This is a genomic window from Pseudomonas fluorescens (assembly GCF_001648775.1).
In the GTDB taxonomy this organism is placed as follows: domain Bacteria; phylum Pseudomonadota; class Gammaproteobacteria; order Pseudomonadales; family Pseudomonadaceae; genus Aquipseudomonas; species Aquipseudomonas fluorescens_M.
The window spans coordinates 182,167-195,735 of the sequence record NZ_LVEJ01000028.1 but is presented as its reverse complement, the minus strand read 5'-3'; the positions used below and the strand labels follow the sequence as shown (position 1 = coordinate 195,735).

Annotated in this window: 10 protein-coding genes; all 10 read left to right on the top strand. The window is 59.1% G+C overall.

The annotated features are described in order from the left end of the window. The first annotated feature begins 83 nt into the window (after nt 1-83). The gene (gene mtnA, locus A8O26_RS24730) at nt 84-1,160 is read left to right on the top strand and encodes an S-methyl-5-thioribose-1-phosphate isomerase (protein ID WP_064120315.1); all 1,077 of its coding nucleotides are present in this window, start codon (nt 84-86) and stop codon (nt 1,158-1,160) included. Nucleotides 1,161-1,583: 423 nt separating this feature from the next. Then, nucleotides 1,584-4,358: a DNA gyrase subunit A gene (gene gyrA, locus A8O26_RS24725; RefSeq protein ID WP_064120314.1), complete on the top strand. Its 2,775-nt coding sequence runs from the start codon at nt 1,584-1,586 to the stop codon at nt 4,356-4,358. A gap of 223 nt (nt 4,359-4,581) precedes the next feature. Continuing rightward, the gene (serC, locus tag A8O26_RS24720; RefSeq protein WP_064120313.1) at nt 4,582-5,667 is read left to right on the top strand and encodes a 3-phosphoserine/phosphohydroxythreonine transaminase; all 1,086 of its coding nucleotides are present in this window, start codon (nt 4,582-4,584) and stop codon (nt 5,665-5,667) included. Beyond that, on the top strand, nt 5,667-6,761 hold the full coding sequence (gene pheA / locus A8O26_RS24715; protein ID WP_007908404.1) for a prephenate dehydratase: 1,095 nt from the start codon (nt 5,667-5,669) through the stop codon (nt 6,759-6,761). Before serC ends, pheA begins: the two co-directional genes overlap by 1 nt. Nucleotides 6,762-6,774: 13 nt before the next feature. Continuing rightward, complete coding sequence (gene hisC / locus A8O26_RS24710) at nt 6,775-7,887, top strand: histidinol-phosphate transaminase (protein ID WP_064120312.1); 1,113 nt, start codon at nt 6,775-6,777, stop codon at nt 7,885-7,887. Nucleotides 7,888-7,915: 28 nt separating this feature from the next. Next, on the top strand, nt 7,916-10,123 hold the full coding sequence (locus A8O26_RS24705) for a bifunctional prephenate dehydrogenase/3-phosphoshikimate 1-carboxyvinyltransferase (RefSeq protein WP_064120405.1): 2,208 nt from the start codon (nt 7,916-7,918) through the stop codon (nt 10,121-10,123). Next, on the top strand, nt 10,120-10,809 hold the full coding sequence (gene cmk, locus A8O26_RS24700) for a (d)CMP kinase (RefSeq protein WP_064120311.1): 690 nt from the start codon (nt 10,120-10,122) through the stop codon (nt 10,807-10,809). The genes A8O26_RS24705 and cmk overlap by 4 nt, the downstream gene beginning before the upstream one ends. A gap of 119 nt (nt 10,810-10,928) precedes the next feature. Beyond that, entirely contained in the window at nt 10,929-12,611 is a 1,683-nt protein-coding gene (gene rpsA, locus A8O26_RS24695; RefSeq protein WP_007908431.1) for a 30S ribosomal protein S1, read from the top strand. A gap of 213 nt (nt 12,612-12,824) precedes the next feature. Next, nucleotides 12,825-13,103 carry a hypothetical protein gene (locus tag A8O26_RS24690; protein ID WP_064120310.1) on the top strand — a complete coding sequence of 93 codons (279 nt, stop codon included), beginning with the start codon at nt 12,825-12,827 and terminating at the stop codon, nt 13,101-13,103. Between the two features lie 153 nt (nt 13,104-13,256). Next, entirely contained in the window at nt 13,257-13,553 is a 297-nt protein-coding gene (ihfB, locus tag A8O26_RS24685) for an integration host factor subunit beta (protein WP_007899751.1), read from the top strand. Nucleotides 13,554-13,569 lie beyond the last annotated feature (16 nt).

The window sequence follows — 13,569 nt, the reverse complement described above, 5'->3', positions numbered from 1 at the left end:
AAAGGATGGCGAAGTATACCCGAGCGTCTTCGCGGGGGGATCGCTATAATCGGCGGCTTTTGTTCATGAGTGCGGGGTGAGGGATGCGCGATCGACTGTTGGCTGCGGAGAAAGTGAAGGCCATCGATTGGCGAGATGGCGCGCTCCACCTGCTGGATCAGCGTATTTTGCCGTTCGAGGAAACCTGGATCGCCTACACCAGCGCCGCCGGCGTGGCTGAGGCGATTCGCACGATGGTGGTGCGTGGCGCGCCGGCCATTGGCATCAGTGCCGCGTATGGCATCGTCCTCGCGGCCCGTGCGCGGATCGCCGAAGGTGGTGATTGGTACGCGGCGCTGGAAGAGGATTTCGCCCTGCTGGCCGATTCTCGTCCGACCGCCGTCAACCTGTTCTGGGCGCTCGGTCGTATGCACGATCGTCTGGATCGTTTGAAGGAGAACGCCGATCCGCTGGCGGCGCTGGAAGCCGAAGCCATCGCCATTCATGAAAGCGACCGTGAAGCCAACCTGACCATGGCGCAGCTCGGCGTCGATCTGATCCGCAAACATCAGGGCAATGCCCAGGCGATTCTGACTCACTGCAACACCGGTGCACTCGCCACCGGCGGTTTCGGCACGGCACTGGGGGTGATTCGCGCAGCTTTTCTTGAAGGCATGGTCGAGCGCGTTTACGCCGACGAAACCCGTCCGTGGCTGCAAGGCTCGCGTCTGACTGCGTGGGAGCTGGCCAATGAAGGCATTCCGGTGACCTTGAATGCCGACTCCGCCGCGGCGCACATCATGAAAACCAAAGGCGTGACCTGGGTGATTGTCGGCGCTGACCGCATTACGGCCAACGGCGACGTGGCGAACAAGATCGGCACCTATCAACTGGCGGTCAACGCCATGCACCACGGCGTGCGTTTCATGGTGGTGGCGCCGAGCTCGACCATCGACATGAATCTGGCCAGCGGCGATGACATCCCGATCGAGGAGCGTGACGGTGCCGAATTGCTCGAAGTCGGCGGCAAGCGTGTCGGTGCCGACGTTGAAGCGTTCAACCCGGTGTTTGACGTGACTCCGGCGGACCTGATCGATGCGATCGTCACCGAGAAAGGCATCGTCGAACGCCCGGACACCGCGAAAATGGCCCAGTTGATGTGCCGCAAACGCCTGCATTGATTGGCTTGATGTCTGCGTTGTCCTCTTCGCGAGCAGGCTGGCTCCCACAGGTTTTGTGAGCACCACAAAACAATGTGGGAGCGAGCCTGCTCGCGAAGGGGCCTTAAAAGTCAATAAACATCCGCAAATCCGCCCTCAATTCTACGTTCAAAGAAGCTCTGAGCTTCTCTCGTCCCCGTTAAGCCTGTCACCGGTCAACTAACTATGCTCCATGCGCATCTGGGGGATAGGTGCGTGGCGGCCTTTGTGATAACATCCGGCGTTTTCCGAGGCAGCTCCACGGAGCTGTCTTTACTGCGCAAATCCGCGATCCAGTGTTGATTTGTCGTAAGTCGGCGCATGGCACTCGGCCTGCCCCGACGAGCTTCGTTGCTCCCACATGGATATGACGAAGTTTCACCAGAAAAAGGAATCAGGCTTCTCATGGGCGAACTGGCCAAAGAAATCCTCCCGGTCAATATCGAAGACGAGCTGAAACAGTCCTACCTCGACTACGCGATGAGCGTGATCGTCGGCCGTGCACTGCCGGATGCGCGCGATGGCCTCAAGCCCGTGCACCGTCGCGTACTGTTCGCGATGAGCGAGCTGGGCAACGACTTCAACAAGCCGTACAAGAAATCTGCCCGTGTTGTCGGCGACGTGATCGGTAAGTATCACCCGCACGGTGATACTGCGGTGTACGACACCATCGTTCGTATGGCTCAGCCGTTCTCCCTGCGCTACCTGCTGGTCGACGGTCAGGGCAACTTCGGTTCGGTCGACGGCGACAACGCTGCGGCCATGCGATACACCGAAGTGCGCATGACCAAGCTGGCGCACGAGCTGCTGGCTGACCTGCACAAAGAAACCGTGGACTGGGTGCCGAACTACGACGGCACCGAAATGATCCCGGCGGTCATGCCGACCCGTATCCCCAATCTGCTGGTCAACGGCTCCAGCGGTATCGCCGTGGGCATGGCGACCAACATTCCGCCGCACAACCTCGGTGAAGTCATCGACGGTTGCCTGGCGCTCATCGACAACCCTGAGCTGACCGTCGACGAGCTGATGCAGTACATCCCCGGTCCGGACTTCCCGACCGCGGCGATCATCAACGGTCGCGCCGGCATCATCGAAGCCTATCGCACCGGTCGCGGGCGCATTTATATGCGCGCCCGCTCGATCATTGAAGACATCGACAAGGTCGGTGGCCGTCAGCAGATCGTCATCACCGAACTGCCGTACCAGTTGAACAAGGCGCGTCTGATCGAGAAGATCGCCGAGCTGGTCAAAGAGAAGAAGCTCGAAGGCATCACCGAGCTGCGCGACGAGTCCGACAAGGACGGTATGCGCGTCGTGATCGAATTGCGTCGCGGCGAAGTGCCTGAGGTCATCCTCAACAACCTCTACGCGCAGACCCAGCTGCAATCGGTATTCGGCATCAACATCGTTGCGCTGATCGACGGCCGCCCACGCATCCTTAACCTCAAGGATCTGCTGGAAGCCTTCGTCCGTCACCGTCGCGAAGTGGTTACCCGTCGTACCGTGTTCGAACTGCGCAAGGCGCGTGAGCGTGGTCACATCCTCGAAGGCCAGGCCGTTGCCCTGTCGAACATCGACCCGGTGATCGCCCTGATCAAGGCTTCGCCGACGCCGTCGGAAGCTAAAGAAGCGCTGATCAGCACGCCGTGGGAATCCTCGGCCGTGGTGGCGATGGTTGAACGTGCCGGTGCTGATTCATGCCGTCCGGAAACCCTTGATCCGCAATACGGTCTGCGCGAAGGCAAATACTTCCTCTCGCCAGAACAGGCGCAAGCCATTCTGGAACTGCGTCTGCACCGTCTGACCGGTCTGGAACACGAAAAACTGCTGGCCGAGTATCAAGAGATCCTCAACCAGATCGGCGAGCTGATCCGCATCCTCAACAGCGCCGTGCGCCTGATGGAAGTGATCCGCGAAGAGCTGGAAGTGATCCGCGCCGAATACGGCGACCAGCGTCGCACCGAGATTCTCGATGCCCGTCTCGACCTGACCCTGGGTGACATGATCCCGGAAGAAGAGCGCGTCGTGACCATCTCCCACGGTGGCTACGCCAAGACCCAGCCGCTGGCTGCGTACCAGGCTCAGCGTCGTGGCGGCAAAGGCAAATCGGCGACCGGCGTCAAGGATGAGGACTACATCGCTCACCTGCTGGTTGCCAACAGCCACACCACGCTGCTGCTGTTCTCCAGCAAGGGCAAGGTGTACTGGCTCAAGACCTACGAGATTCCGGAAGCGTCCCGCGCCGCCCGTGGTCGTCCGCTGGTCAACCTCTTGCCGTTGAGCGAGGGTGAATACATCACCACCATGCTGCCGGTCGATCTCGAAGCCATGAAGCGTCAGGCTGATGAAGAAGAAGCCGAAGGCGTCGAGGCTGATGTAGAAGACATCGAAAACAGCAACGAGACCGACGAAGAGCGTCGTGCCCGTATCAAGGCTGCCGACCGCAAGAAGGCGCCGTTCATCTTCATGTCGACCGCCAACGGTACCGTGAAGAAGACCCCGCTGGTGGCTTTCAGTCGTCAGCGCAGCGTCGGTCTGATTGCGCTGGAGCTGGACGAAGGCGACATCCTGATCTCCGCTGCTGTCACCGACGGCGAGCAGGAAATCATGCTGTTCTCCGACGGCGGCAAAGTGACGCGCTTCAAGGAGTCCGAAGTTCGCGCCATGGGCCGTACTGCCCGTGGTGTGCGTGGCATGCGTCTGCCAGAAGGGCAGAAGCTGATCTCCATGCTGATTCCGGAAGAAGGCAGCGAAATCCTCACCGCTTCCGCGCGCGGTTACGGCAAGCGCACGGCGATCGCCGAGTTCCCTGAGTACAAGCGTGGCGGTCAGGGCGTTATCGCCATGGTCAGCAACGAGCGTAACGGCCGTCTGGTCGGCGCGGTTCAGGTGCAGGACGGTGAAGAGATCATGCTGATCTCCGATCAGGGCACCCTGGTGCGCACCCGTGTCGACGAAGTGTCGAGCCTGGGTCGTAACACTCAAGGTGTGACGCTGATCAAGCTGGCCAAGGATGAAACCCTGGTCGGGCTGGAGCGGGTTCAGGAGCCTTCGGAAGTCGAAGGTGAAGAGCTTGAAGGTGAAGAGGGCGAGGAATTCGAAGGCAGCGTCGTGAGCGACGATGCTGGCGAAGACCAGCAACTGGACGCCGCAGCAGACGAAGAACCGCAAGAATAAGCGGACAAACGAGGGGGCGGATGAGAATTCGCCCCCTTGTTATTTGTCCGGTATGAAATTTCGACGCCCATGGAGATCCTTGTGGGAGCGAGCTTGCTCGCGAAAGCGGAGTATCAGGCGACATTGTTGTTGAATGTCAGTCCGCCTTCGCGAGCAAGCTCGCTCCCACACACGATTGGCGTCGACTGATATGTGATACCACCAAATCAGAGCGAGATTGGATGTGAGCAAGCGAGCCTATAACTTCTGCGCCGGTCCTGCGGCGCTTCCTGAAGCTGTCCTGCAGCGCGCCCAGGGTGAACTCCTTGATTGGCACGGCAAGGGTCTGTCGGTCATGGAAATGAGCCATCGCAGCGATGAGTTCGTGTCCATCGCCACCCAGGCCGAGCAGGATCTGCGTGACCTGCTGAATATCCCGTCGAACTATAAAGTGCTGTTTCTGCAGGGTGGCGCCAGCCAGCAATTCGCGCAGATTCCACTGAACCTGTTGCCTGAAGGCGGCTCGGCCGACTACATCGACACTGGTATCTGGTCGCAGAAAGCCATCGAAGAAGCTTCGCGCTACGGCCACGTCAACGTTGCTGCCACTGCCAAGCCTTACGACTATTTCGCCATTCCGGGCCAGAACGAGTGGAAGCTGTCGAAAGACGCCGCTTACGTTCACTACGCGCCGAACGAAACCATTGGTGGTCTGGAATTCCAGTGGATCCCGGAAGTCGGTGACGTGCCGCTGGTGGCCGACATGTCCTCGGACATTCTCTCGCGTCCGGTCGACATCTCGCGTTTCGGCATGATCTACGCCGGCGCGCAGAAGAACATCGGCCCGAGCGGCATCGTCGTCAACATCATCCGCGAAGACTTGCTCGGCAAGGCGCGCTCGCTGTGCCCGACCATGCTTGACTATAAAGTCGCGGCCGATAACGGCTCGATGTACAACACCCCGCCGACCCTGGCCTGGTACCTGTCCGGTCTGGTGTTCCAGTGGCTGAAAGAGCAGGGCGGCGTTGAAGCCATCGCCAGGCTCAATGACGTCAAGCAGCGCACGCTGTACGACTTCATCGACGCCAGCGGCCTCTACAGCAACCCGATCAACAAGTCGGACCGCTCGTGGATGAACGTGCCGTTCCGTCTGGCCGATGATCGTCTGGACAAGCCGTTCCTCGCCGGTGCCGACGCGCGTGGTCTGCTCAACCTCAAGGGCCACCGCTCTGTGGGTGGCATGCGCGCCTCCATCTACAACGCCGTCGACATCACTGCGGTTAACGCGCTGGTGGCGTACATGGCTGAATTCGAGAAGGAACACGGCTGATGTCCGAGCAAGAACTCAAGGCACTGCGCGTTCGCATTGACGCTCTGGACACCAAAGTCATGGAGCTGATCAGTGAGCGTGCGCGTTGCGCCCAGGAAGTCGCGCGAGTAAAGATGGCCTCGCTGGCCGAAGGCGAAGTGCCGGTGTTCTATCGTCCTGAGCGCGAAGCTCAGGTGCTCAAACGCGTGATGGAACGCAATCAGGGGCCGCTGGGCAACGAAGAGATGGCGCGGCTGTTCCGCGAAATCATGTCGTCGTGCCTGGCACTGGAGCAACCGCTGAAAGTGGCTTACCTCGGTCCTGAAGGCACCTTTACCCAAGCTGCCGCGATGAAACACTTCGGTCACGCTGTCATCAGCAAGCCAATGGCCGCGATCGATGAAGTGTTCCGCGAAGTGGCGGCCGGAGCGGTGAATTTTGGCGTGGTCCCGGTGGAAAACTCCACCGAAGGCGCGGTCAACCACACGCTGGACAGCTTCCTCGAACACGACATGGTCATCTGTGGCGAAGTCGAGTTGCGTATTCACCATCACCTGTTGGTCGGTGAAAACACCAAGACCGACAGCATCAGCCGCATCTATTCCCATGCGCAGTCGCTGGCCCAGTGCCGCAAGTGGCTGGACGCGCACTACCCGAATGTCGAGCGCGTCGCGGTTTCCAGCAACGCCGAAGCGGCCAAACGGGTCAAAGGCGAGTGGAATTCGGCGGCGATTGCCGGCGACATGGCGGCGGGTTTGTACGGCCTGACCCGTCTGGCCGAGAAGATCGAAGACCGTCCGGACAATTCGACGCGCTTTTTGATGATCGGTAACCAGGAAGTGCCGCCGACCGGCGACGACAAGACTTCGATCATCGTGTCGATGAGCAACAAACCCGGCGCGCTCCATGAGCTGCTGGTGCCGTTCCACGACAACGGGATCGACCTGACTCGTATCGAAACCCGTCCGTCGCGCAGCGGCAAATGGACCTACGTGTTCTTCATCGACTTCGTCGGCCATCACCGTGATCCGTTGATCAAAGGTGTGCTGGAAAAGATCAGTCAGGAAGCAGTAGCACTCAAAGTGCTGGGTTCCTACCCGAAAGCAGTTCTCTAAGGGGTGGTAGCAAATGAGTGGCAATTTCCTCGCTCTGGCACAGCCGGGCGTGCAACAACTTTCGCCGTACGTTCCGGGCAAGCCTGTGGACGAACTGGCGCGCGAGCTGGATCTGGATCCGGCAAAAATCGTCAAACTGGCCAGCAACGAAAACCCGTTGGGTGCCAGTCCGAAAGCCTTGGCGGCGATCCGTGAAGAGCTGGCCGAGCTGACCCGTTATCCGGACGGCAACGGTTTCGCATTGAAATCGCTGCTGGCCGAACAGTGCCGCGTAGACCTGAATCAGGTCACACTGGGCAACGGTTCCAACGACATTCTTGAGCTGGTCGCGCGTGCCTATCTGGCACCGGGCCTCAATGCCGTGTTCAGCGAACACGCGTTTGCGGTGTATCCGATCGCCACTCAGGCCGTTGGCGCGCAAGCCAAAGTGGTGCCAGCGAAGGATTGGGGGCATGACCTGCCTGCAATGCTGGCGGCCATCGATGCCAACACCCGCGTGGTGTTCATCGCCAACCCGAACAACCCGACCGGCACCTGGTTCGGCGCTGAAGCGCTGGACGAGTTCCTGCAGGACGTTCCGGAGCATGTGCTGGTAGTGCTCGACGAGGCTTACATCGAGTATGCCGAAGGCAGCGACTTGCCGGACGGTCTGGACTTCCTCGCCGCTTACCCGAACTTGCTGGTCTCGCGCACCTTCTCCAAGGCTTATGGTCTGGCAGCCCTGCGTGTTGGCTACGGCCTGTCGACTCCGGTGGTAGCGGACGTGCTGAACCGTGTACGCCAGCCATTCAACGTCAATAGCCTCGCCTTGGCGGCGGCTTGTGCTGCATTGAAGGACGAGGAATATCTGGCGCAAAGCCGTCAACTCAACGAATCGGGCATGCAGCAGTTGCAGGCCGGTTTCCGTGAGCTGGGCCTGAGCTGGATCGAATCCAAAGGCAACTTTATCTGCGTCGATCTCGCTCAGGTCGCCGCCCCGATTTTTCAGGGCTTGCTGCGCGAAGGCGTGATCGTGCGTCCGGTGGCCAACTACGGCATGCCTAACCACCTGCGGGTGACCATCGGGCTGCCGGCAGAAAACAGCCGCTTCCTCGAAGCGCTGCGCAAGGTTCTGGCTCGTGGGTGATGTCACTGCACTGCAATCTGCTGCACCTATGATCGGGCGCCTTGTGGTGGTCGGTCTGGGGTTGATCGGTGGTTCGTTTGCCAAAGGCTTGCGTGAAAGCGGCGTGTGTCGCGAAGTGGTCGGGGTCGATCTCGACCCGCAATCGCGCAAGCTGGCGGTCGAGTTGGGTGTTGTGGATCGTTGTGAGGATGACTTGGCGGCTGCCTGTCAGGGTGCTGACGTGATTCAACTGGCGGTGCCGATTCTGGCCATGGAAAAAGTGCTCGCGCGGTTGGCGAGCATGGATCTGGGCTCGGCGATTCTGACCGATGTCGGCAGTGCCAAAGGCAATGTCGTGCGCGCGGCAACCGAAGCGTTTGGTGCTATGCCGCCGCGTTTCGTGCCGGGCCATCCGATTGCCGGTTCCGAGCAGAGCGGGGTGGAAGCCTCCAATGTCGAGCTGTTCCGCCGCCACAAAGTGATTCTCACACCGCTTGAGCAAACCGATCCGGCCGCATTGGCTGTGGTCGATCGTCTGTGGCGCGAACTGGGTGCCGACGTCGAGCACATGCAGGTCGAGCGTCACGATGAAGTGCTGGCTGCGACCAGTCATCTTCCGCACCTGCTGGCCTTTGGTCTGGTCGACTCGTTGGCCAAGCGCAATGAAAATCTTGAGATCTTCCGTTACGCTGCGGGCGGTTTCCGCGATTTCACAAGAATCGCCGGAAGCGACCCGGTGATGTGGCACGACATCTTTCTCGCCAACCGTGAGGCTGTCCTGCGCACACTCGATACATTTCGCAGCGACCTCGACGCCTTGCGCGACGCGGTCGATGCAGGGGATGGGCATCAATTGCTGGGCGTTTTCACTCGCGCCCGGGTTGCCCGCGAGCATTTCAGTAAAATCCTGGCCCGCAGGGCCTATGTGGACGCTATGAATTCCAACGATCTGATCTTCCTGGCTCAACCTGGTGGCCGCCTGTCCGGTCGGATTCGCGTACCGGGTGACAAATCCATTTCCCACCGTTCGATCATGCTCGGCTCGCTGGCCGAAGGCGTCACCGAAGTCGAAGGCTTCCTCGAGGGCGAAGATGCCCTGGCGACCTTGCAGGCATTTCGTGACATGGGCGTGGTCATCGAAGGCCCGCACCACGGCCGCGTGACCATCCACGGTGTCGGCCTGCATGGCCTGAAACCGGCGCCGGGCCCGATCTATCTGGGCAACTCCGGCACTTCGATGCGTCTGCTGTCCGGCCTGTTGGCTGCGCAGAGCTTCGACAGCACGCTGACCGGCGATGCCTCGCTGTCCAAGCGTCCGATGAATCGCGTGGCCAATCCCCTGCGTGAAATGGGCGCCGTAATCGAAACCGCTGCTGAAGGTCGTCCGCCGATGATCATTCGTGGCGGGCACAAGCTCAAAGGCCTGACCTACACCATGCCGATGGCCAGTGCGCAGGTGAAATCCTGTCTGCTGCTCGCTGGTTTGTACGCTGAAGGCAAGACCACTGTGACCGAGCCGGCACCGACTCGCGATCACACCGAGCGCATGCTGCGCGGCTTCGGTTATCCGGTCAGTGTTGAAGGCGCTACGGCTTCGGTCGAGTCTGGCGGCAAGCTCACTGCAACTCATATTGAAGTCCCGGGCGACATCTCGTCGTCGGCGTTCTTCCTGGTCGCGGCCTCGATCGCCGAAGGTTCGGAGCTGGTGCTTGAGCACGTCGGCATCAACCCGACCCGCACCGGCGTCATCGACATCCTGCGTCTGATGGGTGCGGACATCACTCTGGAAAACCAGCGCGAAGTCGGCGGCGAGCCTGTGGCTGACCTGCGCGTGCGAGCAGCTAAACTCAAGGGTATCGAGATTCCGCAGGCGTTGGTTCCGCTGGCGATCGACGAATTCCCGGTGCTGTTCGTCGCCGCTGCCTGTGCCGAAGGGCGCACCGTGCTGACCGGCGCCGAAGAGCTGCGGGTCAAGGAGTCGGATCGCATCCAGGTGATGGCGGACGGCTTGCTGGCGCTGGGCGTCAAATGCCAGCCGACCCCGGACGGCATCATCATCGACGGCGGCCAGATTGGCGGCGGCGAAGTGCATGGTCACGGCGATCACCGTATCGCGATGGCCTTCAGTGTGGCCTCCCTGCGTGCCACTGCACCGATCCGCATTCATGATTGCGCGAACGTCGCGACGTCGTTCCCGAACTTCCTCGCGCTGTGCGGGCAGGTCGGTATTCGTGTGGCACAAGAGGCTCAGTCGTGAAAAACATTGCACCGGTCATCACCATCGATGGGCCAAGCGGCTCGGGCAAAGGCACCGTAGCCGGGATTCTGGCCAAGCGTCTGGGCTGGAACCTGCTGGATTCCGGTGCGCTTTACCGTTTGCTCGCCTTCGCTGCGCACAACCATGGTGTCGACCTGACCAATGAAGAGCTGCTGAAGAAACTCGCCGCTCATCTGGATGTTCAGTTCATCGCGGCGACCGAAGGTCAGTTGCAGCGCATCATTCTGGAAGGTGACGAAGTCAGCGATGTCATCCGCACCGAAAGCGTCGGTTCGGGTGCTTCGCAGGTGGCTGCATTGCCCGCCGTACGCGAGGCGCTGCTGCAGCGCCAACGTGCATTCCAGGAAACGCCGGGCCTTGTCGCCGATGGTCGCGACATGGGTACGGTGGTATTTCCGGACGCACCGCTGAAGATTTTCCTGACCGCCAGTGCCGAGGAGCGGGCGCGCCGTCGATATTTGCAGTTGAAGGGCAAAGTCGAGGGTGTTAGTCTGTCGAGTCTGCTAGATGAGATCCGTGCACGCGACGAGCGTGACACCCAGCGAGCGGTAGCCCCGCTTAAGCCGGCGGCTGACGCCATACAGCTGGATTCCACGGAGTTGTCCATCGATCAGGTGCTGGAACGCATCATGAGCGAGATCGCCATTCGCGATATCGCCGGGTGACCAAGAAGGCCGCAGGGGACCAGTCATAGTCCTGTGGTGCTTCTTTTTAATGAAACTAACCCACACCGTCTGGGGTGTGGAGATGGGCGTATCCTTCGCCCTCATTTACAGGAATTAAAATGAGCGAAAGCTTTGCGGAACTCTTTGAAGAAAGCCTAAAAACCCTGAACCTTCAGGCAGGCTCCATCATCACCGGTGTTATCGTTGATATCGATTACCAAGCTCGCTGGGTAACCGTTCACGCTGGCCTGAAGTCTGAAGCACTCATCCCGCTTGAGCAGTTCTACAACGACGCTGGCGATCTGACTATCAATGTCGGTGACGAAGTTCACGTTGCGCTGGACTCGGTTGAAGACGGTTTCGGTGAAACCAAGCTGTCCCGTGAAAAAGCCAAGCGCGCTGAATGCTGGATCGTTCTGGAAGCAGCCTTCGCAGCTGAGGAAGTGGTCAAGGGCGTTATCAACGGTAAGGTTAAAGGCGGCTTCACTGTCGACGTTAACGGCATCCGTGCGTTCCTGCCAGGTTCCCTGGTTGACGTCCGTCCAGTGCGCGACACCACGCACCTGGAAGGCAAAGAGCTGGAATTCAAGGTCATCAAGCTGGACCAGAAGCGCAACAACGTTGTCGTTTCCCGTCGCAGCGTCCTGGAAGCCGAGAACTCCGCCGAGCGTGAAGCTCTGCTGGAATCCCTGCAGGAAGGCCAGCAAGTCAAAGGTATCGTCAAAAACCTCACCGATTACGGCGCATTCGTCGATCTGGGTGGCGTGGACGGCCTGCTGCACATCACCGACATGGCCTGGAAGCGCATCAAGCATCCTTCCGAGATCGTCAACGTTGGTGACGAAATCGACGTTAAGGTTCTGAAATACGATCGCGAACGCAACCGTGTTTCCCTGGGCCTGAAGCAACTGGGCGAAGATCCATGGGTTGCTATCAAAGCCCGTTACCCAGAAAGCACTCGCGTTACCGCTCGTGTAACCAACCTGACCGACTACGGCTGCTTCGCTGAGCTGGAAGAAGGCGTTGAAGGTCTGGTACACGTTTCGGAAATGGACTGGACCAACAAGAACATCCACCCTTCGAAAGTCGTACAAGTCGGCGACGAAGTGGAAGTTATGGTTCTGGACATCGACGAAGAGCGTCGTCGTATCTCCCTGGGCATCAAGCAGTGCAAATCTAACCCATGGGAAGATTTCTCTGGCCAGTTCAACAAGGGCGATAAAATCTCCGGCACCATCAAGTCGATCACCGATTTCGGTATCTTCATTGGTCTGGACGGCGGCATCGACGGTCTGGTTCACCTGTCCGACATCTCCTGGAACGAAGTGGGCGAAGAAGCCGTACGTCGTTTCAAGAAGGGCGACGAGCTGGACACTGTTATCCTGTCGGTTGACCCAGAGCGCGAGCGTATCTCCCTGGGTATCAAGCAACTGGAAAGCGATCCGTTCTCCGAGTACGTTCAAGAGAACGACAAAGGCGCCATCGTTAAAGGCACTGTGAAAGAAGTTGACGCCAAAGGCGCCATCATCGTTCTGGCCGACGATATCGAAGCGACTCTGAAAGCCTCCGAAATCAGCCGTGACCGCGTTGAAGACGCGCGCAACGTTCTGAAAGAAGGCCAGGAAGTAGAAGCCAAGATCATCAGCGTTGATCGCAAGAGCCGCGTAATCCAGCTCTCCATCAAGTCGAAAGACGATGCTGAAGAGAAAGAAGCTATCCAAAGCCTGAAGGCTGAAGAAGCTCCTGCTGGCGACACCACCATGGCGGCACTGCTGCGCCAGGCAATGGCCAAACAGAACTAAGTTCTGCTTGATCATTAAAAAGGGCGACTTCGGTCGCCCTTTTTTGTGCCTGCGATTTACTGAAAAGCAAGAGCCTGTTCTGCGGATGGGGTGCGGGTGAAACCAAATCATTCTCCTGGTGGTCTGTTTCTTTAATCGGATCAATCGCCTATTCACGACTAAGCTAGGTCTTAAGCGTGTAGTCGTCGGGTTTTGCCTGGCATAAGGAAGTGAATGAACAAGCTCATCGTCATTGTGGTTGTGATGTTCTTGGCGGGCTGTACTACCAGTGCCAAGACCCACGCCGTGCGCGGAGTCAGCGGTATAGAGATCGACTGCTCTGGATTGGGGTCGGGCTGGGAGAAGTGCCAGAAGCGTGCAGCGAAGGAGTGCAAGGGGGCGGGCTACAAGGTTTTGACGCGATCTGATGAGGCCAAGGATGAAGACGAGTTTCCTTTTGGCTTTAATCCGGCAGGTTACGTGACTCGAACGATGCTGGTGATATGTCGTTGAGTGCGGGGTTATCCGGTTTGGCGATTTGCTGCCCTGAAAATGGGCGTTTTGGTGCCGAGGAAGATATGTCAATCCCTGGGCTGTTCAAAATCTTCCGGGCATGCTAAAACCTTTCAAGCGCTGATCTAGCTGCTTGAAAAAGAAGGGAAAAATATGACGAAGTCGGAGTTGATCGAACGAATTGTCACCCATCAAGGGCTGCTCTCATCCAAGGATGTGGAGTTGGCCATCAAGACCATGCTTGAACAAATGTCCCAATGTCTGGCCACCGGTGATCGTATCGAGATCCGCGGGTTTGGCAGCTTCTCTTTGCACTACCGTGCGCCGCGTGTCGGCCGCAACCCGAAGACCGGCCAGTCGGTGAGTCTTGACGGTAAATTCGTTCCGCACTTCAAGCCAGGTAAGGAGTTGCGTGATCGAGTCAACGAAGAAGAGGAGGAGGGGCTTTGACAGTCGCTATCTATCA

What these genes read in the sequence shown, in the direction of transcription:
- mtnA (WP_064120315.1), top strand. Translation starts at nt 84, where the DNA reads ATGCGCGATCGACTGTTGGCTGCGGAGAAAGTGAAGGCCATCGATTGG.
- gyrA (WP_064120314.1), top strand. Translation starts at nt 1,584, where the DNA reads ATGGGCGAACTGGCCAAAGAAATCCTCCCGGTCAATATCGAAGACGAG.
- pheA (WP_007908404.1), top strand. Translation starts at nt 5,667, where the DNA reads ATGTCCGAGCAAGAACTCAAGGCACTGCGCGTTCGCATTGACGCTCTG.
- hisC (WP_064120312.1), top strand. Translation starts at nt 6,775, where the DNA reads ATGAGTGGCAATTTCCTCGCTCTGGCACAGCCGGGCGTGCAACAACTT.
- A8O26_RS24705 (WP_064120405.1), top strand. Translation starts at nt 7,916, where the DNA reads ATGATCGGGCGCCTTGTGGTGGTCGGTCTGGGGTTGATCGGTGGTTCG.
- rpsA (WP_007908431.1), top strand. Translation starts at nt 10,929, where the DNA reads ATGAGCGAAAGCTTTGCGGAACTCTTTGAAGAAAGCCTAAAAACCCTG.
- A8O26_RS24690 (WP_064120310.1), top strand. Translation starts at nt 12,825, where the DNA reads ATGAACAAGCTCATCGTCATTGTGGTTGTGATGTTCTTGGCGGGCTGT.
- ihfB (WP_007899751.1), top strand. Translation starts at nt 13,257, where the DNA reads ATGACGAAGTCGGAGTTGATCGAACGAATTGTCACCCATCAAGGGCTG.